General features: G+C 74.9%; 22 protein-coding genes and 1 pseudogene. 17 read left to right on the top strand and 6 right to left on the bottom strand.

Going from position 1 to position 24,306, the window contains the following annotated elements; all coding sequences use genetic code 11:
- Positions 1 to 15: 15 nt before the first annotated feature.
- The 4 genes from ACIOHG_RS26530 to ACIOHG_RS26515 form a co-directional block, all read right to left on the bottom strand.
- Positions 16 to 1,041: an Ldh family oxidoreductase gene (locus ACIOHG_RS26530; RefSeq protein ID WP_400954122.1), complete on the bottom strand. Its 1,026-nt coding sequence runs from the start codon at positions 1,039 to 1,041 to the stop codon at positions 16 to 18.
- Complete coding sequence (locus ACIOHG_RS26525; protein ID WP_400954121.1) at positions 1,038 to 2,618, bottom strand: glycoside hydrolase family 3 N-terminal domain-containing protein; 1,581 nt, start codon at positions 2,616 to 2,618, stop codon at positions 1,038 to 1,040. Before ACIOHG_RS26525 ends, ACIOHG_RS26530 begins: the two co-directional genes overlap by 4 nt.
- A 37-nt stretch (positions 2,619 to 2,655) precedes the next feature.
- Positions 2,656 to 3,399 carry a hypothetical protein gene (locus ACIOHG_RS26520; protein WP_400954120.1) on the bottom strand — a complete coding sequence of 248 codons (744 nt, stop codon included), beginning with the start codon at positions 3,397 to 3,399 and terminating at the stop codon, positions 2,656 to 2,658.
- A 244-nt stretch (positions 3,400 to 3,643) separates the two neighbouring features.
- The gene (locus tag ACIOHG_RS26515; RefSeq protein ID WP_400954119.1) at positions 3,644 to 3,940 is read right to left on the bottom strand and encodes a hypothetical protein; all 297 of its coding nucleotides are present in this window, start codon (positions 3,938 to 3,940) and stop codon (positions 3,644 to 3,646) included.
- A gap of 225 nt (positions 3,941 to 4,165) precedes the next feature.
- On the opposite strand from ACIOHG_RS26515, the gene ACIOHG_RS26510 reads away from it, so the two are divergent.
- Positions 4,166 to 4,948, top strand: a complete 783-nt coding sequence (locus ACIOHG_RS26510) for a GntR family transcriptional regulator (RefSeq protein ID WP_400954118.1) — start codon at positions 4,166 to 4,168, stop codon at positions 4,946 to 4,948.
- On the opposite strand, the gene ACIOHG_RS26505 is transcribed toward ACIOHG_RS26510, so the two are convergent.
- Positions 4,909 to 5,313, bottom strand: coding sequence for a hypothetical protein (locus ACIOHG_RS26505; RefSeq protein ID WP_400954117.1), 405 nt, complete (start codon positions 5,311 to 5,313; stop codon positions 4,909 to 4,911). The two genes, ACIOHG_RS26510 and ACIOHG_RS26505, sit on opposite strands and share 40 nt — an antisense overlap.
- A gap of 33 nt (positions 5,314 to 5,346) precedes the next feature.
- On the opposite strand from ACIOHG_RS26505, the gene ACIOHG_RS26500 reads away from it, so the two are divergent.
- Both ACIOHG_RS26500 and ACIOHG_RS26495 read left to right on the top strand, forming a co-directional pair.
- Positions 5,347 to 5,550, top strand: coding sequence for a hypothetical protein (locus ACIOHG_RS26500; protein WP_400954116.1), 204 nt, complete (start codon positions 5,347 to 5,349; stop codon positions 5,548 to 5,550).
- A gap of 88 nt (positions 5,551 to 5,638) precedes the next feature.
- Positions 5,639 to 6,079 (top strand): annotated as a pseudogene (locus ACIOHG_RS26495) (class I SAM-dependent methyltransferase); the annotation flags it as partial.
- Between the two features lie 366 nt (positions 6,080 to 6,445).
- On the opposite strand, the gene ACIOHG_RS26490 reads toward ACIOHG_RS26495, so the two are convergent.
- Entirely contained in the window at positions 6,446 to 7,093 is a 648-nt protein-coding gene (locus ACIOHG_RS26490; protein ID WP_400954243.1) for a hypothetical protein, read from the bottom strand.
- A 165-nt stretch (positions 7,094 to 7,258) separates the two neighbouring features.
- Here ACIOHG_RS26490 and fxlM point away from each other — a divergent pair, with 165 nt between their 5' ends.
- From fxlM to ACIOHG_RS26420, 14 genes are all read left to right on the top strand, one after another.
- Positions 7,259 to 8,740: a methyltransferase, FxLD system gene (fxlM, locus tag ACIOHG_RS26485; protein ID WP_400954239.1), complete on the top strand. Its 1,482-nt coding sequence runs from the start codon at positions 7,259 to 7,261 to the stop codon at positions 8,738 to 8,740.
- Between the two features lie 5 nt (positions 8,741 to 8,745).
- Positions 8,746 to 9,930, top strand: coding sequence for a hypothetical protein (locus ACIOHG_RS26480; protein WP_400954115.1), 1,185 nt, complete (start codon positions 8,746 to 8,748; stop codon positions 9,928 to 9,930).
- A 60-nt stretch (positions 9,931 to 9,990) separates the two neighbouring features.
- A complete protein-coding gene (locus ACIOHG_RS26475) occupies positions 9,991 to 11,943 on the top strand; it encodes an NUDIX domain-containing protein (protein WP_400954114.1) in 1,953 nt (650 codons plus the stop codon).
- Between the two features lie 82 nt (positions 11,944 to 12,025).
- Positions 12,026 to 12,532: a GNAT family N-acetyltransferase gene (locus tag ACIOHG_RS26470; RefSeq protein WP_400954113.1), complete on the top strand. Its 507-nt coding sequence runs from the start codon at positions 12,026 to 12,028 to the stop codon at positions 12,530 to 12,532.
- Complete coding sequence (locus ACIOHG_RS26465) at positions 12,529 to 14,574, top strand: ATP-binding cassette domain-containing protein (protein ID WP_400954112.1); 2,046 nt, start codon at positions 12,529 to 12,531, stop codon at positions 14,572 to 14,574. Before ACIOHG_RS26470 ends, ACIOHG_RS26465 begins: the two co-directional genes overlap by 4 nt.
- Entirely contained in the window at positions 14,571 to 15,149 is a 579-nt protein-coding gene (locus tag ACIOHG_RS26460; RefSeq protein ID WP_400954111.1) for an AAA family ATPase, read from the top strand. Before ACIOHG_RS26465 ends, ACIOHG_RS26460 begins: the two co-directional genes overlap by 4 nt.
- Positions 15,146 to 15,370 carry a hypothetical protein gene (locus tag ACIOHG_RS26455; RefSeq protein ID WP_400954110.1) on the top strand — a complete coding sequence of 75 codons (225 nt, stop codon included), beginning with the start codon at positions 15,146 to 15,148 and terminating at the stop codon, positions 15,368 to 15,370. The genes ACIOHG_RS26460 and ACIOHG_RS26455 overlap by 4 nt, the downstream gene beginning before the upstream one ends.
- Positions 15,371 to 15,444: 74 nt before the next feature.
- Positions 15,445 to 17,466, top strand: a complete 2,022-nt coding sequence (locus tag ACIOHG_RS26450) for an NUDIX domain-containing protein (protein ID WP_400954109.1) — start codon at positions 15,445 to 15,447, stop codon at positions 17,464 to 17,466.
- On the top strand, positions 17,463 to 18,131 hold the full coding sequence (locus ACIOHG_RS26445; protein ID WP_400954108.1) for a PolC-type DNA polymerase III: 669 nt from the start codon (positions 17,463 to 17,465) through the stop codon (positions 18,129 to 18,131). Before ACIOHG_RS26450 ends, ACIOHG_RS26445 begins: the two co-directional genes overlap by 4 nt.
- Before the next feature lie 88 nt (positions 18,132 to 18,219).
- Positions 18,220 to 20,529 carry a methyltransferase domain-containing protein gene (locus ACIOHG_RS26440; protein ID WP_400954107.1) on the top strand — a complete coding sequence of 770 codons (2,310 nt, stop codon included), beginning with the start codon at positions 18,220 to 18,222 and terminating at the stop codon, positions 20,527 to 20,529.
- 558 nt (positions 20,530 to 21,087) lie between these two features.
- Entirely contained in the window at positions 21,088 to 21,306 is a 219-nt protein-coding gene (locus ACIOHG_RS26435; RefSeq protein ID WP_400954106.1) for a hypothetical protein, read from the top strand.
- 890 nt (positions 21,307 to 22,196) lie between these two features.
- On the top strand, positions 22,197 to 22,574 hold the full coding sequence (locus tag ACIOHG_RS26430; protein WP_400954105.1) for a hypothetical protein: 378 nt from the start codon (positions 22,197 to 22,199) through the stop codon (positions 22,572 to 22,574).
- 214 nt (positions 22,575 to 22,788) lie between these two features.
- Entirely contained in the window at positions 22,789 to 23,235 is a 447-nt protein-coding gene (locus tag ACIOHG_RS26425) for a hypothetical protein (protein ID WP_400954104.1), read from the top strand.
- A gap of 165 nt (positions 23,236 to 23,400) precedes the next feature.
- Positions 23,401 to 24,209 (top strand): IS5 family transposase gene (locus ACIOHG_RS26420; RefSeq protein WP_400954238.1). Its coding sequence is split into 2 segments (ribosomal slippage): positions 23,401 to 23,740 and positions 23,740 to 24,209, totalling 810 coding nucleotides; the frame shifts between segments, so codons are not numbered across the junction.
- Positions 24,210 to 24,306 lie beyond the last annotated feature (97 nt).

Below are 24,306 nucleotides of genomic sequence, written 5' to 3'. Positions count from 1 at the left end.
GATCGGGTCCTTCCGTCAGCGGGTGGTGCGAATCCAGGTACTCGGTGGCCGGACGGCGGGCGCTCCGGCCGCGATGAGGCGGTCCAGGTCGGCGCGGTCCACGGGCACGCCGTGGGCGGCGGCCTGGGCGCGGTGGGCGAAGGCGCGCTCGCCGGGAAGCCGGGCCCTGTGCTCGGCGAGCGCGGTGGAGACGTCGGCCACGGCGGCGGTGAGCTCGTCGCCGCTTCCCAGCCGGGTCGGGTCGATCGCCAGGCACAGCAGCCCGCGTCCCTCGCCGCCGTCGGGCAGGGCGCTGCCGCCGGTGAGTGCGCCGACCAGCAGCTCCAGCACGATCGCGAGCCCCTGGGCCCTCGGGCCGGACGGCAGCAGCGCCGCCGCAGCAGTGGGGTCGGTGGTCGGCTGGCCGTGCTGGTCGAGTGCGGTCCCGGGCGGCAGCGGGCGCTGCTCGCGCTCGTGTTGGTGCACTCGGCCCCAGGACATGGACGCGGAGGCCAGGTCCACCAGAGCGGGCGGGCGCGGCCCGGCGGCCGGGACGGCGACGGCCAGGGCGGGATTGCCGAGCAGCACGGTGCCGGGCCCGCCGAGGACGGCGACGCTGCGCCCGGAGGTCTGGGCGGCGACCAGGCCGATCAGTCCGCGGCGCGCGAGCTGTCCGGCGGGGATGCCGAGGGCCCCGGCATGGCCGGTTCGGCGGACCGTCACCAGTGCGGTACCGGTGCGCCGGGCGAGGTGGGCGGCGGCGGAGACCGCGTGGCGGGCGGCGACCGGGCCGGGGGCGAGGTCGGCGTCCATGGCCGCGACCGACGTCCCGGTGTGGAGCGTGGTGACGACCGGCCGGGGGTTCAGCCGGCCGTCGCACAGTTTCGCGGCCAGGCCGGGGGCCAGGCGGCTGCCGTGGCCGGGGATGCCCCGCAGGTCCGCCTCGACGAGGGCGGCGGCGAGAGTCCGGGCGCCGGAGCGGTTCATCCCCGTGCGCTTGAACAGCCGCACCAGGAAGGAGGACAGCTCGGCGGCGGGCACCAGCTCGGTGTCCGTGCTCACCTCGCCTCACCGACTGGGAGACGGCCGGGCGCCTGGCCATGGTGCAGGAGCGTCGCAGCCACGGCCCGGGCGCTGGCCGGGTGGGGGCTGTAGGCGGCCAGTAGGACTTGGGCGGCGGAGGCGGCCAGCTCGTCCGGGTCACCGAAGGCGACCTGCACCACGGTGCGGCTGGCAGCGGCCAGGCGGCTCGCCTCGATCGCGGCCGCGCTCGGGCCGGCCGGGCGGCGGGTGTCGTAGCCGTAGACGACCACCGCACCGGCCTGCGCCGGGACCGGCTGCCCGCACGCGACGGGCAGCACCGCCCGATGGGCGGCGAGCGCGGCGGGGAAGACGTCCTCGGCGTAACGGGCGCTGTCGGCCCGCCGCTCCCCCGTGTCCGGCACCCGCACCGCCGCGATCGCCTGGCCGGGCACGGCCAGGGGAAGCAGGTGACCGCCGCGCGGCACGGTGACCGAGGCCCCGGAGATCCGTTCGGCGGCCTGGGCCGCGCAGCGGTTGGCGCTCGCCCAGTCCGGCAGCGCCGCGTCGGGGCCGATCCCGAACCGGCGGTGCAGGTTCAGCACCCGGGCGGCGGCCTCTTGCATCCGGGCCAGCGGCAGGCGCCCGGTGTCGACCGCGGCGGCCAGGGCGTCGACCACCTGGCGGCGTTGCCGGACGGCGCGGGCCCGGTCGGTGGGGCCGTGGTTGCCGCGCGAGACCTCGGAGTCGAGCATCACCAAGTCCACCCCGGCCGCCACCGCCGCCACCGCCGCCTGCTCCAGGCCGCCGAGCGGGCCGTGGACGGCGGGAATCGACAGGTTCTCGGTGCACGCGACCCCGGTGAAGCCGACGTCCTCGCGCAGCAGGGCGAGCACGCGCGGCGAGGCGAGCGCCGGCAGGTCGTCCAGCTCCCGCACCGTGTGGCTTCCGATCATCACGCACGCCGCCCCGGCGCGGACCACCGAGCGGAACGGCAGCAGTGCCCCGGCGGCGAGCCGGTTCACCACCGGTGCGCTGTGGTGCGGGTCCGCCGCAACGCCGCCCAGGCCCGGGAAGTGCTTGGCGGTCGCGGCCACACCGCCGTGCTGGAGGCCCCGCACCCAGGCCGCCGCCAGCACCGCGACCCTCACGGGGTCCGCGCCGAAGGAGCGGGTGCCGACCGCTCCGGCGCTGGGCCAGGCACCCAGGTCCACCACCGGGCCCAGGTTCCAGGTCAGGCCGGCGGCGCGCAGCTGCGCGGCGATCGCGGCGCCGGCCAGCTCGGCCAGCTCCTCGCGATCGGCGGCACCCAGCGCCATGGCCCCGGGCAACTGCGCCACACTGGGCCAGTCGAGCGCGTTCAGTCGGCCGCCTTCCTGATTCACGCTGGCCAGCAGCGGCTCGGGCAGCAGGCGGCGGGCGGCGTCCATGGCCGCGCGCAGCACGGCGGGACTGGTGACGGTGTCTTTGCCGATCCGGCCCGAGGCGGCCCCCGCCGCTTCGGAAAGGCGGTCTTCGGCGGGTCCGGGGGTGAGCGGGTGCCGGCCGGGTCGCACAATCAGGTCCGCGAGGCGGTCCGCCTCGCGCGGCAGCGGTGGCCGGAAGGTTGTCGTCGGCATCGCGCAGTGCTCCTTCCTGCAAGACGGGTGGGGTAGTTCACGCCGGGATGCGCGGCGCGAGGACGGCGGCCGGGCCGGAGGGGACCGTGAGCGTGGGGCTGGGCAGCAACCCGGCGGTGGTGAGGATCTGGCGGGCCATCTCCTGCGGGGTGTGCAGTGCGGTGTCGAAGACGAGGAGTGTGCGGTGGCGCCGGCCGAGGAAGTGGAGCAGCGCCGCGTTGAATCGGTCGGCGAACCCGGAGTCGTCGATGCTGTTGCGGTCGCCGGGGTCCAGGTGCTCCCGGGCGGCCATGCGCTCGCGCCGCACGTCGACTCCGGCGTGAACGTAGACGGCGACGTCGAAGGCGACGAAGTAGCGGGAGGCCCACAGCGCCAGCACCGCGGGCAGGAACGGGCCGCCGGCCAGGCCGACCGCGATGGTGCGGTCGACGTAGCCCTCCTGGACCAGGACCGCGCCCTCGCAGCGGGGCGGGTCGAAGGGAACCAGCAACCGGTCGAGCGCGAATCCGGCGGCCAAGTACGCACCGGTGACGGCGCTGGAGCGGTACTGCTTGCTGAGGTGCAGCCGCTTGAGGGCCTCGTCCAGCGGGTGGTGCTGGGCGAGCATGCGGCGGTGGCGCACCGCCTCGATGCCGTGCTCGGCCATCATCTCCAGCAGGGCGTCGACCAGGGTCGTCTTGCCGGATCCGTCAAGCCCGTCGACCAGCAGGCGCAGCGGGCGGGGCCGCGGGTGCGGCTGCCGTCGGCGGCGCTGGCCCGCCATCCATAGTGATGTGTACATGCCATTTCCTTCTCGGGAAAGGTGCGGCGGGGAACGACTGCGGAGCCCGCCGGCCTTCGGATGCGCCCGAGGTCCGGCGTCTCACCAAGGGTGGGGCGCAGGGGATCTGACGAGGACTCACCCGCAGTACGGGTTTCCCGGCCCGCGGTGGATCCAGGGAACCGGCGAAGGCGGTGTTGAAGCGATGTCAGACGGCCGGAAATTCGGATGAAGAGTGCGGGCGGCACCCAAATTTCCGGCTCGGTCACCCTGCCGCGGAGAGTACGGGCCGACGCTGCAGATCCCGGCGCGGCCGGTGCAGGCCGGTGCAGGCCGGGGCGCGGTCGACGGGGCGGGCGCGGCGGTTGTAGGGGTGTTCGGCCTCCAGGGGCAGGACGCGGGCGGCGGGGTCGTGCTCGACCACGGCGCGGGCGCAGGCCAGGCCTGCGGGGTCGGCGCCGGCGACGACGGCGTCCCAGTGCGGGACGGCGCCGCGGCCGGTCGGTGCGGGGGCGGTGCGGGGGAACGAGAGTTCGGCGATCGGACGGTGACGGGTCGTCATGGCGCTGGCCTCCATCGCGGCCGGTGGGTGCGGACGACTTCCGGGCACGGCGCAGCTGTAGTGGGCTGGCGGCAGGGAAGAACAGGACCACTGGAGGTATCGACCACCTCACAGAGCGTTAGTCCTAGGCCTAATATGCTCCGCGCTCCCTGGCCCGTCAATAGGCCTAGGACTAACCTGGAAATCCGGACTATGCCAACGACACCGCCGACCGAGGACACCCCTATGGAGCACTCCCACACGCCAGACGGCCCGCCCGCCTACCAGCGGCTCGCCGACGACCTGCGCGCCGGCATCACCGACCGCACCTACCCGCCCGGCACGACCCTCCCCAAGATCGCCGACCTCGCCCAGCAGTACGGCATCTCCAAGCAGACCGCGACCGAAGCCGTCCACCTGCTGGCCTCCGAGGGCCTGGTCGAGGTGGTCCGCCGCCGCGGCACCGTCGTCCGGCACCGGAGCGGACGGACCGTCATCACCCGCGAGCGCCAGGTGTTCCGCGACGAGATCGGCTACTACTTCGACCCCGCCGCCCAGCCCTGGGCCGCCCTGCGGGAGCCCGACCTCGGCTGGGTCCCCGCCCCGCCCGACATCGCCGCCCTCCTCGGCATCGAGTCCGGCGCCCCGGTCTTCGCCCGCGACCGGCTCATGGGCAACCCCGACACCCGCGAGCCCAAACAGGCCGCCACCAGCTACCTCCCCGACGCCGTCGCCCGCGACACCGTCCTCACCGAACGCGACACCGGCCCCGGCGGCATCTACGACCGCCTCGAACAGGACCTCGCGCGCGGCCCCCTCACCTGGCACGAGACCATCGGCGCCCGCATGCCCACCCCCACCGAGGCCGCCGACCTCCGACTGCCCAAGGGCACCCCCGTCCTGCGCGTCCTGCGCACCGCCACCTCACCCGACGGCACCGCCGTCGAGGTCAACGACACCCGCATGTCCGCCGCAGACTTCGAGATCGGCTACCCCATCACCCGCCACCCGTCGGCGCAGCTCTCCTGAAGGCTCCCGCACAGGCAGCCGGGCGGCCGACGGCCAAGTGCTGCCGGCATCGACCGGCCTCGGCGCACGGCGAAGGCCGGCCAGCCCGGGACGCTGTTCGGCGACCGCTCCGCCGTGAAGCGGCCGACGACCGGGTCGAGAAAGTCCACCGCGTCGCCGAGCGCAATCACGTCCGCCTCCGAACGCACCACTGCCAGCCGGTCCAGCTCCGGCACGACCCCGTGCCCGCGCTCGGCGCCGACCAGCTCCCGGTGGTGCTGGAGCACCAGGCCAGCCGGCGCTTCCGGGGCGAGGAGGCGGATTCCGACACTGCCGTGCTGCCCGCAGGTGATCGCCCACACGGTGAGCTCCTCCGCCGCGGCCACCACTCCGGTCTCCTCCAGGAGCTCACGGGCGGCATGACGCCCCAGCCCCAGCACATCCAGCCCGCCGCCGTCCGCTGGCGGCTCGACCGCCCCCCGCGCGAAGGGCCCAGCGGCCCGGATGCGCCGTCGCCGACCGCGCCGGACGGCATCGCGTCCGCCCTGGAGGCCGGCATGCGAGTCCTCGCCGTCCGTGACGGCCTGCTCGTCCCCGCGGTGCCCGGCCCCGTCACCGGATGACCCGCGCGGTGTCCCTGTCCATGCCCGTGGACACCGCGGGTACCAGCCAGAGCTCCGCCGTCCCGCCCTCTCGCGCCCTCGGAGTGCCATGCCCCGCGCCCAAGCCGTAGCCGATCAAGAACCTTGGCGGATCACCAACTGCCGTGGCCGCGGCCACCACCAGCGCTACAGCCCCCACAACCACGCCAGGACACGCCGCAGCGTCGGTCTCTTCACCCACCACATGGGCCTCCGGCCCAGCCAGGCGATCCTCGACCTGTGCTGCGCCTTCGGCCGTCACACGCACGAATTCACCCGGAGCGGCTGCCACCGCACCATCGGGGTCGCTCCGTCCCCTGACAAGCTCGCACAAGCCACCTCATGGGCTGGCGCCAACGGCCGGTGCCCCCGTTTCGTACGCGCCGACGTCCAGGCGCTGCTCTTGCGCACAGCCTCCGCCGACACCGTCTTGACGCTGCGGGGCTTCGGGTTCCTCGACATTCCCGAGGGAGACCTCGCCGTCCTGAAGGAGACCGCCCGCATCACGCGGCCCGGCACCCGCCTGGGGATGGAGCAGTTTCCGCCCAACAGAACCACGGCCACGGTGGAAGCTCGGATCCTGAAGGGTCTTGAGGCGACAATCACTGTGCACACCTCCTGGAACCCGGCGACCGCCCGGCTCAACAGTCGCAGGCCCACTCGTTACAAGGACGGCCACGTCGAACCGTCCCACAGCTCCTCACGCCTCTATACCCCGAAGGATCTCCGGACGGCGCTAGCCGAAGCCGGGCTCACGGTGCACCGGACGTTCGGCGGGTATGACGGCAACCCTCATCAGCGGCGGTACGCGATGCGTCGTCAACACACCCCGGGCGTGACCGGCTCAACCCGGAGCCCGGGGGAGACTCGGGGGCACTCAGTCGAACAGCGAGTCCTGGACCGTGGGCGGCGGAAGGTACATCTCCTCGACCGGCTTCGCTGCGGTCCCGGCGGTCTCCTCCAGCTGAGCGAAGGTCGACCACCGGCCCGCAGACGCGCCGTGTTCGACCGCGCGCCGAAATACCTGGGCCACCGCCCAGGCCTCCTGGGTGGCGGGCCGGGGTCCCGGCGGCAGCCGCACACCCAGGTACCGGGCGAGTTCCTCGAACCCTCGCTCGACGCCGGGGCAGGCGGTTCGAGCGAGCTCTACCGCGTCCCAGCGAGTGAGGGAAGCCAGACGCGGGCATGCGGCCCGCTCGGTGTACAGCAGCGAGGACTCCAGGAAGCCCATTGCGACGACGAGCCGGTGCGGCTGCTCCGTCACGTGTCGCTCGATCTCCTGCAGGGCGAGCCCTGCGGACCCCTCGGTAAGTTCGTGAGGCAGGCGGGGCGGCCGGGGCTTCTTCCAGGAAGAGTAGGGCTCCTCGTGGATCTCCTGGTGAACCCGCCAAAGGGGTCGGAAGTCCGCACCGCTGAGCGCGAGGGCGGCCACGGCCACTGGAATGGGGCCGCCGGGCTGGCGGCGCAACTCCACATCGACGGCCACGAATGTCGTGGAACTGAACTCGGCATCCATCATGCGCACCGGCACCACGATATCGACCTCGGGCGTAGGTGCGGGCGCACCTCATTGTTGTTGAAGACTTCAGCCGCGAGGCCACAGCCTTTTGCGGCGACGAGGGGATGGAAGCCGCCCGCCGCGACACCCCGCACCCGCCGCGACGCGCCGCTCACCGGCCACGCCGTCTGGGTGGACGCCTTCGAGCACGCCGGACAGGATCTCGCCCGCCTCGCCCGCGAAGGCCGCCTGCACCGCGGGCTGCGCGCCGTCCTCGCCCACCACCTCCTCTTCCACGCCAACCGCGCCGGACTGCCGGTCGATCACCAAGCAGCCCTCGCCGCACGTGCGCTGGACGCCGTCTTCCACTCCACCGAGGGCCCCGCGCCTTCGACCACCACCGACACCGCAACCATCGAGGCCACCCACATGACCGACCTGAGCAACGACACCGAGCCCGCAGCGACTGCCGACCGGCTGCGCGAGGCCCTCACCGAGCGCCTGCTCGACCAGCACGCCATCCGCACCGCCCCGGTCGAGGCCGCCTTCCGCACCGTCGCCCGCGAGCACTTCCTGCCCGGCTTCCCCCTGGAGGCCGCCTACGCCGACAACCCCGTCTACACCAAGACCGACGGCTCCGGCGCGCAGATCAGCGCCGCCTCCCAGCCCGCCATCGTCGCCCTGATGCTCGAACAGCTCGCCGCCCGGCCCGGCGAGCGCATCTTCGAAGCAGGCGCCGGAACCGGCGTCAACGCCGCCTACCTCGGGCACCTCGTCGGCCCCGACGGCCGCGTCACCACCGTCGACGTCGACGAGGACCTGGTCGACGGCGCCCGCAAGCACCTCGCCGACGCCGGCATCGCCAACGTCGAAGCCCTGCTCGGCGACGGCGCCCTCGGCCACCCGGCCGGCGCGCCCTTCGACCGGATCACCGCCACCGTCAGCACCAGCGAGATGCCCACCGCCTGGCTTCAGCAGGTCAAGGCGGACGGCCGGATCGTGGTGCCGCTGCGCCTGCGCGGCACCGCCTCGCGCACCATCGCCTTCGAACGCGCCGCCGACGGCTGGGTGTCCGTCGACCACCAGCTCGCCGTCTTCATGCCGCTGCGCGGCAGCATGGACGACGCCCGCCGCACCGTCGACCTCACCGGGGACGGCGCCGTCACCCTCCAGGTCCACAAGGACCAGAGCGCCGACCCCGCCCTCCTCGCCGGCGTCCTCGACACCCCCCGCCACGAGACCTGGACCGGGGTGACGATCCCCGCCGGCACCACCTACGAGTACCAGGACCTGTTCCTCGCCCTGACCCTGCCCAACTCCCTGCTGCGGATGAGCGTCAGCGCCACCGCCCGCGAGAAGGGCACCGCCAGCCCGATGTTCGGCTGGGGCGCCATGGCCACCGTCCACGACGGCTCCCTCGCCTACCTCACCCTGCGCCCCGGCACCCCCACCACCGAGGGCCGCAAGACCTACGAGACCGGCGTGATCGGCCACGGCCCCGACGGCGCCGCGCTCGCCGACCTCGTCTCCGAGCAGATCCGCACCTGGGACGCCGGCTTCCGCGACCGCGCCCTGCGCATCGCGCTGCCCGACACCCCGCCCGCCGCCGACCCGGCCGCCGGCCGCTTCGTCCTGGAGCGCCCGCACCACCCGATCACCGTCACCTGGGAGTAGCCGCCGTGCACCCGACCGGACCCACCGCCCGGCGCTTCCCGCTGGTGCCCAGGATCCGGCCCGCGTGCCTGCCCCTGAACGCCCGTGTCGGCCGGCTCCGCGAGCTGGCCGACACGGCCTCCCGGCAGAGCGACGCGGGCCTCGCCTCCACCGTCCTCAACCAGGCCGCCCTTCTCGCCTCCGACCTCGACCTGCCCGCCGACGCGCGCGCCCTGTGCCACCGCCACGCGAACCTGTACCTCGCCCGCGGCCCGCTGACGGCGATGAGCGCCATCCGCGGCCTGGAGCCGATCGTCAACCTCGCCCGCCTCCACCTGCGCGCCGGCCGCCACCACAGCGGCCACCGGCTCCTCCTCGACCTCTACCGCGCCGTCACCAACGCCGTCGGAACCAGGATCGACGGCATCACCGTGCCCGCCGCGCTCACGGAGACCGACGAGCAGCGCGCCGAAGTCCGGGCGTGGCTGTGGCGGGTCGTCATCGCCGACGGGACCCGCGCCCTGACCGCCGCCGGCCGCTGGCAGGACGCCCTGCACCACATCGAGGAGCACCGCGGCATCGGCCGCCGCATCCTCGACGGCCGCCAGACCGCCGTCCTCGCCGCCGCCACCACCGGCAACGACTCCGCCGCCCTGGCCCTGCTGCGGGAGACCGAACCCGGCGACCCGTGGGAGGAGACGGTCACCGCCGCCCTCACCGCCCTGTGCCGCCCCGGCGACCAGGCAGCCGCCGAACACGCCGCCGGCCTGTGGACCGCTCTCCAACCGGGCGACGGCCTGGCGGTGTTCACCACCCGCCTCGCCCTCACCGTCCTCGACGCCGCCGACCCCGGCACCCCGGCCGCCCGAAACCTCGCCCGGGCCGCGATCAACCGAACGGATGAATCCGGCGACGGCTACGCCCTGCGCGACCTCCTCACCCACCCCGCCGTCCGCGACGCCCTGGACGAAGACCGAACAGCCGCCCTCGAACAGGCTCTCGCCGCCTGCTCGCTGGGAAGCGGCCGCATACCCGAGGACACCCGCGAACGGCTGGACGCCGCAGTGGACAGTGCCGCCCGGGTGCTCGAAAACGCACCCTTCGACCCAGGCACGCCCGGAGGCGACCCCCTTGAACGCCACCGGCCCGATCCACCAGCATCGGCCCCCCGGGCACTCCCGTCGAACGTCCAAAACGCCCTGAAACGCTGATACTTGCCGCCCCGGCCCACGCGGCCGGATCCTCTCGTGACACCGGATACGGAGCCCTGATTGCCTGCCACCACCACGGAGACCGCGACCGCCGTCCGCGCCTACCTGGAGCGCCGACCCGACGAACGCGAACGCCTGCTCCCGCTGCTGGACCTGCTGGACGGCGCGCCGGACCCGACGATGCGGCCGGTGCACGTCACCTGCAGCGGTGTCGTCGTCGACCGGGACCTGAACGTCCTGCACGTCCGCGGCCCGGCCGCCGGCCCGCAGGCGCAGCCCGGCGGCGACGAGGGCGGGGGCGGGGGCGGGGGGCTTCTGGAGGCGGCGATCCGCGCGGTCACCGAGGGGACCGGGCTTGCGGCCGGAGCGCTCTGCCTGGCACCGCAGTTGATGGACACGCCCGTCGACATCGGCTCGGACCCTGTCGGCAGCGAAGGCGCCCGGCTGCACTTCGACTTCCGCTACGTCTTCCACCTCGCCGACGGCGAGATGCCGCCCGCGGACCTCAAGGAGACGGGGGCCGCCGGGGCCGCGTGGTGCCGGCTGTCCGAGGTCTCCCCTCCCGGGCTGCGTGCCGGGCTGCTCGCGGCGGGCCTGACCGGCCGCCCGGAGCCGGTGAACGCCTCCGCCCTGGTCCACAACGGCCGCGGCCAGTACCTGCTGCACCTGCGCGACAACTTCCCGCACATCTGGGCGCCGGGAGAGTGGAGCCTGCTGGGCGGCGGCCGGGAGGCGGGCGACGCCACGATCGAGGCGACGCTGCGCCGCGAACTCGCCGAGGAAGTCCCCGGGTTGAACCTCGGGTCGGTCGAGCCGCTGACCGTGGAGTGGACGACCGACCGCCGCGGCCTGGCCGTCCCGATCCAGATCTTCACCGCCCGCTGGGACGGCCACCCCGACGAGGCCGGCCTGCGCGAGGGCGTCCTCGTGCACTGGTTCCGCCCCCAGGACCTGCACCGCCTCCACCTGCGCGCCTCCACCCGCCGCCTCGTCGAGGAGCACGCCACCGCTGCGGTCACTGCCCGGCCGCCCGCCACCGGGGCTGTGCGCCGGGCGGGCGACCGGGCAGCGGCCGCGTTGCCGGTGTTCGATCCGCCGGCCCGGGCGCGCGCGGAGGACGTCGAGCGCACTTCCGTCAGCGTCCTGCTCACCGACCGCACCGGCCGGGTGCTGCTGGTGCGGCGCGCCCCCGGCACCCTGCAGGCGGGCCTGTGGGAACTGCCCGGCGGCGGCACCGAACCGGGCGAAGGCATTGTCGCGGCCGGGCTGCGCGAGCTGGCCGAGGAGGCCGGGATCACCGCTGCCCGTGTCACCGCGCACCTCGGGCACAAGGACTACACCAACTCCCGCGGTGCCCGCACCCGCGCCCACGTGATCGCCGCCTGCCTCGACCACGTTCAGCAGGTGCGGCTGTCGGCCGAGCACGACGGCCACCGCTGGGTCCTGCCCGCCGAGCTGCCGGAGCCGGTCGCCGCCCACGAGGCGGAGCTGATCCGCCGCCACACCGCCCCGCCACCGGTCCTGCCCGGACACCTGCCGCTGCCCGCCTACCTGCCCGCGATCCCCGCCGCCCCGATGTGGGGCTCCGTCTTCTTCACCACCCGCAACGGGCGGGCCGTGCTGCTGCGCGCCACCGACCCGGCCAAGGGCCTCCAATGGCCGGGCGGCGACGTGGAGTTCACCGATCCGAGCCCGCTGCACACCGCGGTGCGCGAGTGCGCGGAGGAGACCGGCATCCTCCTGGAACCCGATGCGGACCGGCTGCCGCTGCTGGCAGTCGTGTTCGAACAGCCGCGCGGGGGCTGGCCGGCCAAGGTCGGATTCGCCTTCCACGGCGGCGAGCTGACCCCCTCGCAGGTCGCCGCGATCCGCCTCGACCCGGCCGAGCACACCGAGGTGGTCCTCCTGTCCCGCAAGGAGCTGGCCGCGCAGGCAGGCCCCCGCCGGGCGCAGCTCACGCTCGCCGTCCTGGACGCGGTGCGCACCGGCGTCCCCGCCTACGTCGTCCGCTGACACCGGCCCCGGTCCATCCCGGTCCCGCGCCGCCGCCCACCCAGTCGGCACCTGACCCGTACCCGCCCCGAGGAGGAGCCCGATGCCGCCGACTCCCACCCGCCCCGCCGTGTCCGACGACGCCGAGGAGCTGCTGCGCCTGCGCGTCGACGTCCTCACCGGCCGGCCCGCCGACGACGCCTGGCGCGCCACGTTCCTGGCCGACATGCAAGCCCGCCTCGGCACCGACCCGCACCTGCTGGCCCACGTCGCCGACGCCGGCGACGGCACGCTCGCGGCGTGCGCGATCGGCGTCCTCTACCGGGGCTACGACGGCCCCTCCTACCCCGGCGGCCTGTGGGGCCGCGTCCACACCGTCGTCACGGATCCGCGCCACCGCCGCCGGGGCCTGGCGGAGGCCGTCACCCGGGCCCTGGTCGCCGAGCTGCAGCAGAAGGGCTGCTCGTCGGTCGAGCTGATCGCCACCGAGGAGGGCCTGCCGCTGTACGAGAAGCTCGGCTTCGCCCCCGCCGCGCACTACCTGACGCTGCGCCGGCCGCTGGCGGCGGCCGGCACCGTCGGGCCCGCGGACGAGGAAGGGGCGGCGTGAAGCGGCGGACCCGGCCCGCGGCCGTCGAGGCCGCCGGAGCCTCGCCGAGCGAGCTGCTGCTGTTCGGCGGGCCGATGCGCTACGACGGCGGATTCGTGCGCCACGAGGACGCCGGCGCGCAGGCCGGCCTGTGGACGGTCGTGCGGCAGATCCCCGGGATGCTGCGCCTGGCCTGGCAGTTGGCCTGGCAGGCCGACCGCGCCGCGCTGGCGGGGGTGGTGCTCGCCGAGGTCGGCCGCGCCGGGGCGGGGGCGCTGTCCCTGGTCGCCGTCAACGCCGCCCTGGGGCACCTGCTCTCCTCCGCCGGGGCCTCCGGTGCGCTGCACGCGGTGCTGCCCTCGGTGCTGGTGGCCGGTGCCGCCACCGGCGCCGGGGCCGTCTTCGCGGTGGTGTCCTCCTGGGGGGCGGACCGGCTCAGTCCCCGCATCCAGCGCACGGCGACCCTCGCCCTGCTGGAGCGGGCCCAGCGGGTGGAGATGGCCTCCCTGGAGGACCCGGAGTTCAACCGCCTCCTGGAGTCGGCCCGATTCGGCATCAACTCCGTGCACCGGCTGACCACCGAGTCCGTCGCGGTGCTGGGCACCCTGCTGTCCATGGCCGCCACCGGCGGCGTGCTGTTCACGCTGTCCCCGGTGCTGCTACCGCTGCTGGTGCTGATCGCGGCCCCCCGCGCGTGGGGCGCGGCCGTCACCGCCCGGCGCCGGCGCAACTCGGTGATGGCCTGGCTCCAGCACCTGCGGGCCTCCCAGCTCATCGCCCAGCTCCTCACCCAGACCTGGACGGCCGCCGAGATCCGGGTGCACGGCGTCGGCGCGTTCCTGCTGCACCACTTCGAGCAGATGGCCCTGGCCTCGGACGCGGAGCAGGCCCGACTGGCCTCCGCCGGGGCCCGCACCAAGCTCGCCGCGGCCGCCGCGTCCGGCCTCGCCTACGCCGCCACCTTCTGCCTCCTCGGTGTGCTCGTCTCCGGCGGGCACCTGGCGCTGGCCGCCGCCGGCACCGCCGTCGTCGCGGTGCGCACCGGCGCCGTGAACGTCGGCGGCCTGCTGAGCAGCGTCAACCAGCTCTTCGAGGAAGCGCTCTACGTCGGCGACCTGCAGAAGCTCGCCACCGAGGCCGAGAAGCTCGCCATCCCCGCCGGCGGCGCCGACCTGCCCGAGCGCCCCGCCGCGATCCACGTCGAGGACGTCTCCTTCACCTACGCCGGCCGCACCGCGCCGTCGCTGGACAAGGTCAACCTGGTCGTCCCGACGGGGAAGATCGTGGCCCTGGTCGGCGACAACGGCGCGGGCAAGTCCACCCTGGCCCGGCTGCTGTGCGGCCTGTACCGGCCCGACAGCGGCACCATCCGCTGGGACGGTGTCGACACCGCGACCGCCAACCGGGCCCAGCAGTTCGCCTCCACCGTGCTGCTCCCGCAGGACGCCTTCCACTGGCCCCTGACCCTGCGGGCGATCGTCACCGCCGGCCGCCCCGGCCACCACGACGACGCCCGCGCCCTCGCCGCGGCGGCCGAGTTCGCGGGCATGGAGTCCCTGCTCCGCGAGCAGGACCGGGGCTGGGACACCCTGGCGGCGCGGGGTTTCGAGGGCGGGGTCGAGTTCTCCGGCGGCCAGCGGCAGCGGATCGGCACCGCCCGCACCCACCTGCGCGCCACCACCGCCGGCCCCGACGGGCGGCGCCCGTTCCTGGTCGTCGCGGACGAGCCGACCAGCGCGCTCGACCCGGCCGCCGAGGTGCGGGCGTTCGACAACCTGCGCCGCCTCGCGGAGCAGGGGGCGACCGTGGTGCTGATCACCCACCGCCTGGCGGCCTGCTCCTCCGCGGACCTCATCTACGTCCTCAAGGACGGCCGCCTCGTCGAACAGGGCACGCACGAGCAGCTCATGGCCGCCGAACCCGACCCGGACGGGCAGCGGCCCGGCGCGGGCGGCTACCGCACGGCCTACCTGCTCCAGGCCCGGCAGTACGCCGCCCACCTGCCCGGCCCGCGCCACCAACCGTCCTGCCCGGCCGACCGCGACGAGACGAGCCGCACATGATCGTCTGGATCAACGGCCCCTTCGGCGTGGGTAAGACCACCCTCGCCACCACCCTGCGGCAGGAACTGCCCGGCGCCGTCCTGGCCGACCCGGAGGAGATCGGCGCCGTCGTGCGCCGGGTCTTCCCCGGCACGTACCGCGACTTCCAGGACCACCCGGCCTGGCGCGCCCTGACCGCGCAGCTCGCCGTCCACTGCCACCGTGAGAACGGCGGCCGCCCGGTCCTCGTCCCGATGACGCTGCTGCGCCGCACCTACGCCGCCGAGATCCACGACGCCGTCCGCACCGCCGGAGCCCCGTTGCGGCACCTGCTGCTCCACGCCTCCCCGGACACGGTCCGCGCCCGTATCGGCGCCGCCGTCGAGTACCCCGGCGACGAGGTTCGCAGCGCGAAGGTCCGCGCGTTCCGGCGCAGGCAACTGCCCGTGTACGAGGAGGCGTACGGCAGTTGGCTCGCCGCCGGCGCCGAGGTCGTCGACACCACCGGCCTCACGCCGCGTCAGGTCGCCGACCGCGCGCGGGCCCTCCTCGGACCCCTTTCGGCCGGCCGCGCTCCGGAAGCGGACGGCCGGTGACGGGCCGGCACCGGCGGCCGCCGGCGCAACCCCTGCCGCCGCGGCACACCGCAGCCCTGCTGCACGCCGCCAGCACCGGCCGGGCCGTCGTGGAGGAAGGCGTCGTCGTCTTCGACGGCAGCGCCGTCCCCTACGCCTACCGCACCGTGCACCACCCCGACGGCCGGTACGAGCGCCACCTCCAGCGCCTGGAGCCGCCGCCACCACCCCTGCCCCCGTGACCTGCGCCCCGCGCGCCGGACACCCCTCACCACCCCCTGCCCCTGCGGTACGACCGGAAGAAGGAATCGACGACATGATCAAGGGCTGGACCACGAAAGAGTCGGCGGAGGTCTTCCGCGGGCTGCGGGTGGCGGTGCGCCGCGACACCGTCCGGCGGGCCGACGGCAGCACCGGCACCTACGAGTACACCGAATCGCTCGACGGGGTGCGCGTCGTGGCCCTCGACGACGAGGGCCGCATCACCCTGGTGGAGGAGAACGTCCACGTGTGCGGCCTACGACTGCTGCTCTGCCCCGGCGGTGGATGCGGTGCGGGCGAGGCCCCGGAGAGGGCGGCGCGGCGCGAGCTGCTGGAGGAGGCCGGCATCCGCGCCGACCGGATCGAGCTGCTGACGACGATGTGGCGGATGCCCGCCGGCGCCCGCACCCGCGAACACCTCTACCTCGCCACCGGCCTGACGTTCGGTGAGCACCGGCGGGAGGCCAGCGAGGCGGACATGGAACTGCGCCGCCTCCCACTGGAGGAGGCAGTGGCGATGTGCCACGACGGCCGGATCACCGAGGCCGGCACCCTCGCCGCCGTCCTGCTCACCGCACGGCGCACGGCCCCGACCGCCGGACGGCCGCGCGCCGCCCTCGCCCCGCCCCCCGCCGCAGGCACCCTCGCACCCCCGGCCGGGCCCGTTGCGGTGCAGGCCCGCCACCAGGAGCCCGTCGACGTCCACCTGCTCCTGCGCCGCGACGGCCCAGCGGGCCCCGAGGTCCTGCTGACGCGCCGGGCCGGAGCCGTCTACGCCACGGGCCTTTTCCACCTGCCGTCGGGGCACATCGACGGCCCCCACGAGGACGCCGTGCAGGCCCTGATCCGCGAGGCCCGCGAGGAGACCGGCGTCGTCGTCGACCCGGACAGCGTCCGGCACGCCGTCACCGTCCACCACCGAGGCCCCGGCGGAAACTCCCGGATCGGGCTGGTGTTCGAGGTGCTCCGCTGGGGCGGGGAGCCAGCCATCATGGAGCCCGACCTGTGCGACGCCATGGGCTGGTACCCGCTGGCCGACCTTCCGGCGCAGATGGTGGCCTACTGCCGGGCCGCCCTGGACGCCTACCGCGCCGGCCGGCACTTCGCCGTCCACTTCCAGGAGCCGGGCGACACGGTCGCCTTCGACCCCGGGGCCGACCGGCTGCGGACCCTGCCCTCCACCGGCGCCGGGGCGGACGGTCCCGGCGCGGCGGTGCGGGAGTTCACCGAGCGGGCCGTGGGCCGCCTCTCCTCCTGGACCGACGTCTCCTGGGCCAGGCCGGGCAGCCGGGTGTGGCGCGCCGAAGGGGGCCAGGGCGGCCGCTGGTACGTGAAGGTCCACCGGAGCGCGAGCTTCCACGCCCGCGAGGTCGAGGCGTACCGCAGCTGGGTTCCCGGACTCGGGGCGGCCGCGCCCCGCCTGGTGGCCGCCGACGCCGGCCTGCTCGCGGTCGTCGTCACCGCGCTGCCCGGCACCTCCCTGCACGGCGCCGTCCACACCCCCGAGCAGCAGCGCGCGGTCCTGCGCCGGATCGGGGCGCTCGCCGCCGCGATCCACCGCCCGGCCCCCGCCGCCGGACCCGACCAGACCCTGCCGGTCGCGCTGGGGAAGCTGGAGCGGCACCTGGACGGCGCCCGCCCGCACCTGGCGCCCGGCGACGAGGACGCCGTCCGCGCCCTGGCCGCCCGCGCCGCCCTGCTGCCGCAGCCCGAGACGGTGTGCACCCACGGCGACCTGCAGCCGCGGAACCTGCTGCTCGACACGTCGGGCGAGCTGTACGTGATCGACTTCGAGCGCTCCCAACCGGGCCCCGCCGTACGCGACTTCGTCCGCCTCGCCGACCTGTGGGCGCACCGCCCCGACCTGCTGGCGGCGCTGGCCGACGGCTACGGCCGCCCCTTCACCGCCGCGGAACTCGAGTACCTGACGGTGCTGGAGGCCCTGGACGCGGTCTCCGGCATCCAGTACGGCGCCGCCAGCGGCGATCTCGAACTCCTGGAGCGCGGCCTGCGCACCCTCGCCCGTCTCCGCACCGCGGCCGGCGCTCCGGCAGCCGCGGGGAAGGACACGGCGTGAGCGGCCTGTTCGACGATCCGGGCTTCGCCGCCCTGACCCTGGTCGTCATCGACTTCGAGGGCCTCACCCCGCCCGGGCGGCCGCCGGAGCCGACCGAGGTCGCCGCGCTCGCGCTGCGCCCCGTGCGCGGGCGCCTGGTGGAGATGGGCCGCTTCGAGGCCCTGATCCGGCCGCCCGCCGACGTCCCCGTCACCGCCCGCAGCGCCGCGCTGAGCGGCATCACCGCGCAGATGCTCGCCGGCGCGGACCCGGCCGCCGCCGTGCTGGCCCGCCTGGACGCGCACCTGAGCGCTCCGCCCTACCGGCTGGTCGCCCACCACGCGCCCGTCGAGGCCGGGATGATCGCCCGTCAGGCCGTCCACTGCCCCCACCTGGCCGCCACGCCGCTGCTCGACACGATCCGCCTCGCCAAGGCGGTCCTGCCCGGCCTCGGCTCCTACGGCCTCGACCACCTGCTGGCCCACTACGGCATCGCCCGCCCGGCCGACCGGCACCGGGCGATGCCGGACGTCACCGCCACCGCCCGACTCCTGGAGCACCTGCTCGCCGACGGGAGCACGGCCGGCCGCTGGCACACCCTGCTCGACCTGGACACCACCGCCGCGCTGCAGCCCAAACCTGCCGCCCGGCCCGACCCGCCCGCGGAGCAGGACGCCCTGTTCTGAACACCGGCCTGCCCCGCGCCTCCACTCCCGCAGCACGACAGCCATACCGCCCGCCCCGCTTCTGCCCGACACACTGTCACGGAGATCCATGACCACCGTCCGGTTCACCGCCGCCCAATGGAACGACAGCTACACCGACGGCATCGTTTTCACCGGCCTGCGCCCGCAGGAGCAGGCCGCGCTCGCCGAGCACGCGCCCGTCCCCGCCGGCGGGGGCCGCGCCCTGGACGTGGGCTGCGGCACCGGCGAACTCGCCGCCCACCTGGCCTCGCAGGGCTGGACGGTGGACGCGATCGACCTGTCCGCCGCCGCGCTGGAGCGCGCCCGCGCCGCGCACCCCGACGCCGCGGTGCGGTGGCTGGAGGCGGACGTGGAGGACGCCGACCTGCCGCACCTCCTCGGCGACGACCCCTACCTGTTGATCACGCTGCGCCTGTCCGTGGCGTTCCTGACCGACAGGGCGAACGCCTTGCACCGGCTGGGCCGGCTGCTGGCCCCCGGCGGCACCCTGCTGGTCACCACCCCGCTCGCCGCCACCACCCCGCCCGAGCGCAGGCGCATCGCCCTCGACGACGACGAGATCGCCGCCCTGACCTCCGGCTGGTCCGAGGTGCGGCGCCTCGATGCCGGGAACCTCGCCGTGCTGGTGCTGCGCGGCCCGCACCGGGACACCGTCGCCACCGAGCGCAGCACGCCGGCCACCGGCAACGTCGCGGTCGCCGGGGCACTGGCCGTCGTCACCGACGAGCAGGGCCGGGTGCTGCTGGGCTGGTCGGCCCGGGGCATGTGGGAGCTGCCCGGCGGCAAGATCGACATGGTGGCGGATGGCGACGGCGGGGCGCGGGCCGAGAGCCTGGAGGAGGCGGCGGTGCGCGAACTCGCCGAGGAGGCCGGGCTGCAGGCCGGCGGCGCCGCGGTCGTCACCGTCCTGCTCGACCACGCCCAGCAGGTGCCCCGCCTGACCGGAGTGGTCCGCGGCGTCGATGTCACCGGCACCCCGACGGTGCGGGAGCCGGACAAGTTCGTCCGCTGGGAGTGGGTCGACGTGTGCGCCCTGGACGGCCTCGGGCCGGTGTTCACGCCCACCGCGCAGGCCCTGGACGCGATCTGGCCCGGCACGGTGAGCCGCCTGCCCGCCGTCTCCTCCTATCCGCACGACACGCCGGCCCCGGCCGCGCCGGGCGAGAGCGCGGAGGCCGCCCGGCGGCGCGCGGAGATGGCCGAGCGCGTCGGTGCCGCCAACCCCCACCTCCCCGGGCCCGTTGTCGCGGCGCTGCGCGCCGTGCCCCGGCACCGCTTCGTCCCCGCCGCCCGCCTGTCCGACGCCTACGACCCCCACGAGCCGCACGTCACCCTGCGCGACGCGGCCGGTGCGGCGACCAGCTCCGTATCCGCCGCCTCCCTCCAGGCCCTGATGGCCCACCAGGCCCGCATCACCCCCGGCGCCCGGATCCTGGAGCTCGGCTCCGGCGGCGCGAACGCGGCCCTGCTCGCCCACCTCGCCGGGCCCACCGGGCACGTCGTCACCGTGGACGCGGACGAGCGCGTGGTGCACCGCACCCGCCGCGCCCTCGCCGAGACCAGCACCACCCGCGTCACCCCCGTCCTGGGCGACGGCACCCTCGGCGCCCCCGAGCACCTCGTGCCGCCCGGCGGGTTCGACGCCATCGTCGCCACCTACGGCCTGCACTCCGTCCCCCGCGCCTGGCCCGAGCAACTCGCACCCGGCGGCCGCCTGGTCGTCCCCCTCGAACTCCACACCCCGCACCGCTGGTCGATCGCCCTGCACCACGAGGGCGACACCCTCGTCAGCGAAGGGCCGTGGCTGCCCTGTGGATTCATCCGCGACAGCGCCGGCCCGCACGTGCCCTCCACCCGGCTCGCCGACGACGTCCTGCTGTGGCACCCCGACGGACCACCGCCCGACACCGACGGCATCGCCGAAGCCCTGCACACGCCCCGCCACCGCATCCCCACCGGGGTGCGCACCGCCGCCGGCGCGCCCTTCGACACCCTCCACCTCCACCTCCTGACCGCCCTCCACACCAGCGGCTACTGCAGCATCCAGCAGGAGCCCGCCACCGACGCACCGACCGCCCTCGCACCCGGCCGGACCGAGCCCGCGCTCATCGGCCCCGGCTCCCTCGCCTACCTGACCACCGAACCCGCCGACGAGGGCTGGGAGTTCACCGTCCACGGCCACGGCGACCGGGCCACCGCCGAGCGCCTCGCCGACGCCGTCCGCCACTGGGACCGCCACCTGCGCACCGCCGGACACCCCCGCCTCACCGTCCACCCCGACCGCACCCGCACCCCGCCCACCGGCACCCCCTTCGTCCGCAAGAACGATGTGCTGCTCACCCTCGACTGGCCGGCCACCGCCGGCGGCACGGCATGAACGGCTACCGCGTGGCCGCCACCGCCCCGGACGCCTGGGCCCAGGTGCTGCGCCCGCCGGCACCGCAGCACGCGGATGCCGTGCGGGCGGCGCTGGAGGCCCTCGCACGGACCTGGCCGGTCGCCGCCGCCCTGCCCGGCCACGGCGACGACCCGGTCACCGAGGTGCTGCTGCACCGCGATCCGAGCCGCACCCACGGCACCCCCGCCGTTGCCGCCTGCCGGGACGCCGCCCGGGCCCTGGCCACGACCACCGGCTGGGCCCCGGTCCCCGGCCCGGCATCCGGGCTGCTGGCCGGCCTGGGCCTGCGCCGCGGCTACGCCCCCGACGCCCCGTCCCACCGACGGGCCGACGTCGAAGCCCACCTGGGCCCCGCGGTCGGCGGGTGGACGTGCCGCCCGGCCCGGCTGGTCTCCGCCCGCCTCACCGCCGGCGCGGGCGGGCGGCCGGCTCGACGAGGCCGAGGGGCACCTGCGCACGGCCGGCCGGCTCCTGGCCGAGGCCGAGCACCGCCCCGGGTACGAGCTCCTGCTCCTGTGGGAGGAGGCCGAACTGGCCTTGGCCCGCGGCGACGGGGCGCGGGCGCTGGAGGTCTACCTGCGCTGTCTGCCGCTGGCCCGGGCCACGGGCAACCGGCGGCGCGAGGTGCAGGTCCTCGACGGGACCGGCCGGGCCCTGCACCTGCTGGGCCGGGTCGAGGAGGGGAGCGAATTCCGGCGCACGGCCGCCGCTGCCCGGCACCGGGCCGCCCCCGGCGCCCTGCCCGAACTCCCCTGACGCGAGAGGACCACTCCGTTGAGCACCGACCTCCTGCCCGCTGCGCGACGCCCCGCGCCCTCCCCTACTTCGAGCACGTCGGCGCCCTCGTCCGGGACGGGCACGGCCTGGCGTCCGTCCTGGACCGCCTTGCGCGGCGCCGCGCAAGGCGGTCCAGCCGGCCTCCTCACCCTGCAGAACCTCCAGGACGGCCAGGCGCAGGAGGCCGCCCGGCGCCTGGGCCTGGCCTGCGTGGAGGCCCCCAGCATCCCGCCCGCGGCTGCCCGCGGGGCGGTCGCCTCCCGGGGACCGGTATCGCGAGGCCGAGTGCGAAAAGGAGGAGGACGGAGCGACGGTGACCTGCACGTAGTCGCCGATGCCCGCCCCCAGCCGCCGGCTGGTCCACGAGTGGACCCAGTCGGCGAGCCGTTCGATCTCAGGATTCGGTTCCGTCAGATCCACCAGGCCACCGAGGCCCTTCATCCACAGCGGTCCGGATGGGCTCTCCAACTCGGCCGCGGCGACACGCAGCCGGCCGGAAAGCGCGTCGTCGTGCACGCCGTCCGGCATGACCAGTTCCAGCCTGATGCGGCAGTCGAAGCCGTGATGCTCCGTGTACGTGTGCGATGGCGTGGTGCACCTCGATAGGGCCGGTCTCGTGGCCGATCGTCAGCATGCCGCCACCGTGTTATCCGCCGGGCCACCGCAGGGCCCGGTTGGGCAGATTGCGACGGACAACGAACCCGGCACCGGAAAACCACCCGCCGCCGAGGCTTGGACGGCAGACTGTTCCACGAGAGTGGCCGACAGCGACGGACGAGGGAGAGCACGTGACGACGGTGGTCGAGAACCTGCACAGGAACCGGCCGGCGGAGGGCCCGCAGGCATGGATTCGGGCATGGGATCGAATGTTGGCCCTGGTCGAAGGCCCCATCGGCGACTACGACATGATGATCGACGGGATCATCGTGTTCGAGGGCTGCGCCGGCCTGGCCGTCGCCCTGTACCTCCTGGGCAGCGAGCGCGGCGTCGACCCCGCGGACGTGTCGGGCGAGTGGATCACCGCGTTCTACACCCTGCCCTCCGCCGAGTGGACGAGGCGGCTGGAGACGGCCGGCCACGGCCCCGGCGAGCGGATCACCGGACTGTGGAAAACGATCTCCACCGAGCACCGCGCCTCGACCGACCAAGGCCTCTACGAGGACTTCGACGTCACGTTCGGACGTTGGGGAGCCGGGTACAGCGAGGGGATGAAGAAGTTGGAGCAGCGGTTCGGCCTGGCCCTGTGAGCGGGAGCGGCGCGCCGGCTGTTGCTCAGGCCGTGGTCCTCGTACCGAAGCCCGGCTTCCCTGTCGTCTGGAAGGCCTGCCCGTGATCCGGCCCCCGCATGCCGTGCGGATGCGCTACTACGCTCTGCAGCGGCACCTGGAGCGGTGGCGCAGCGCGTGGCACCGGCGCCGGTCCGCGCGGGAGCATGAACAACACCTGCGCACAAGGGCGGTCGTGATCCTGCTGGAGAGGCTGACCGAGTTGCGGCAACTGGCCGACGAGGACACCACCTTGCCATCGGCACTGGTCGACCGGCTGCGCCAGGACCGGTGGGGTGACCTGGACTGGGTCATCGATACAGTGGTCCTGGGCCATCCGCAGCAGTACCGTGTCCTGGGCCACCGGGTCCGTGCTGCCGCCGGCTGGAGTGTCGACGAGACCGCGATCAACACCAGCGAGCCGGGCCGGATCTTCGTCCTGCACCCGGCCAGCACCACCTGGATCGGCGTGGACGACCTGAGCCAGCTCAACGACCGCTGGTGGTGGGGCAGGATCCGGATCGGCCGGATCACCCGGGACGGCACGCTCGCGGCTCCCTCCCAGGACATGCGGCAGACCTCGCTCACGATGCCCGGGCTGGGCGATGAGTTGTCCAAGGCACTCGAAGCCCTGACGGGCTGAGAGCGGACACCGCGGTCCGCTCCGAGCCTCCGGCGGGGTCCTCACGGCGGTCGGCCGGAAGCCCTGGCCAATCGCCCGGTATCGGCCACCGATGCCCCGAAGAAGAGGACCCCGTCATGGAGCCGTTAGAAGTCATCTCATTTGGGCTTGTAGGCTGTTCGCGTGATGATCGTGGAGCGCCTGGTGCCGGATGAGTTGTGGGAGTTGTTCCAGCGGGTGGTGCCTGCGGCGCCGACCCGGCCGCAGGGCGGTGGCCGTCGGCGGCACGGCGACCGGGAGGTGCTGGCCGCGATCGTGTTCGTCGCCACCTCGGGCTGCACCTGGGCCCAGCTTCCGCCCTGCTTCGGCCCGTCGGGGCCCACCGCGCACCGGCGCTTCACGGAGTGGACCGCGGCCCGGGTCTGGGCCAAGCTCTACCGCCTGGTCCTGGACGAGCTCGGCGCGCGGGGTGAGCTGGACTGGTCTCGGTGCGCGGTCGACTCGGTGAACATGCGAGCCCTGAAAAAGGGGATCTGACGGGTCCGAATCCTGTCGATCGGGGCAAGTTCGGGTCGAAGATCCACCTGCTCACCGAACGCACCGGTCTGCCCCTCTCGCTGGCCGTCTCCGGCGCCAACCTGCACGACAGCCAGGCCCTGATCCCGCTCGTCGAGGCGATCCCGCCCATCCGCTCCCGCCGCGGGCCGCGTCGCCGCCGACCCGGCAAGCTCCACGGCGACAAAGCCTACGACCACCGCTTCATCCGCTCCTACCTGCGACGACGGCAGATCACCCACCGCATCGCCCGCCGCGGCATCGAATCCTCGACCCGCCTCGGCCGGCACCGCTGGGTCATCGAGCGGACCGTCGCGTGGCTCGGCGGCTTCCGCCGACTCCACCGCCGCTACGAACGCAAGGGCACCCACTTCGCAGCGTTCGCCACCATCGCCGCCACCCTCATCTGCCACCGCAGGCTTCTCGCCCAAATGAGATGACTTCTTAGACCGTGTCCTATGTGGTGATGGCTCGTTGGTTAGGGCATGGGGCGGGGTACGTGGAGCTGGATTGTTCCGGACGGGTTGTGGGAGCTGG

It is taken from the genome of Kitasatospora sp. NPDC088134 (assembly GCF_044741705.1).
Classification (GTDB): domain Bacteria; phylum Actinomycetota; class Actinomycetes; order Streptomycetales; family Streptomycetaceae; genus Kitasatospora.
The sequence above is the reverse complement of the archived record's forward strand: the minus strand, read 5'-3'. Positions and strand labels throughout refer to the sequence as shown.

Excerpts from the sequence above, each read along its gene's own strand:
- ACIOHG_RS26525 (WP_400954121.1), bottom strand. The coding sequence starts at position 2,618 with ATGCCGACGACAACCTTCCGGCCACCGCTGCCGCGCGAGGCGGACCGC.
- ACIOHG_RS26520 (WP_400954120.1), bottom strand. The coding sequence starts at position 3,399 with ATGTACACATCACTATGGATGGCGGGCCAGCGCCGCCGACGGCAGCCG.
- ACIOHG_RS26515 (WP_400954119.1), bottom strand. The coding sequence starts at position 3,940 with ATGACGACCCGTCACCGTCCGATCGCCGAACTCTCGTTCCCCCGCACC.
- ACIOHG_RS26510 (WP_400954118.1), top strand. The coding sequence starts at position 4,166 with ATGGAGCACTCCCACACGCCAGACGGCCCGCCCGCCTACCAGCGGCTC.
- ACIOHG_RS26500 (WP_400954116.1), top strand. The coding sequence starts at position 5,347 with ATGACGCCCCAGCCCCAGCACATCCAGCCCGCCGCCGTCCGCTGGCGG.
- ACIOHG_RS26470 (WP_400954113.1), top strand. The coding sequence starts at position 12,026 with ATGCCGCCGACTCCCACCCGCCCCGCCGTGTCCGACGACGCCGAGGAG.
- ACIOHG_RS26460 (WP_400954111.1), top strand. The coding sequence starts at position 14,571 with ATGATCGTCTGGATCAACGGCCCCTTCGGCGTGGGTAAGACCACCCTC.
- ACIOHG_RS26450 (WP_400954109.1), top strand. The coding sequence starts at position 15,445 with ATGATCAAGGGCTGGACCACGAAAGAGTCGGCGGAGGTCTTCCGCGGG.
- ACIOHG_RS26440 (WP_400954107.1), top strand. The coding sequence starts at position 18,220 with ATGACCACCGTCCGGTTCACCGCCGCCCAATGGAACGACAGCTACACC.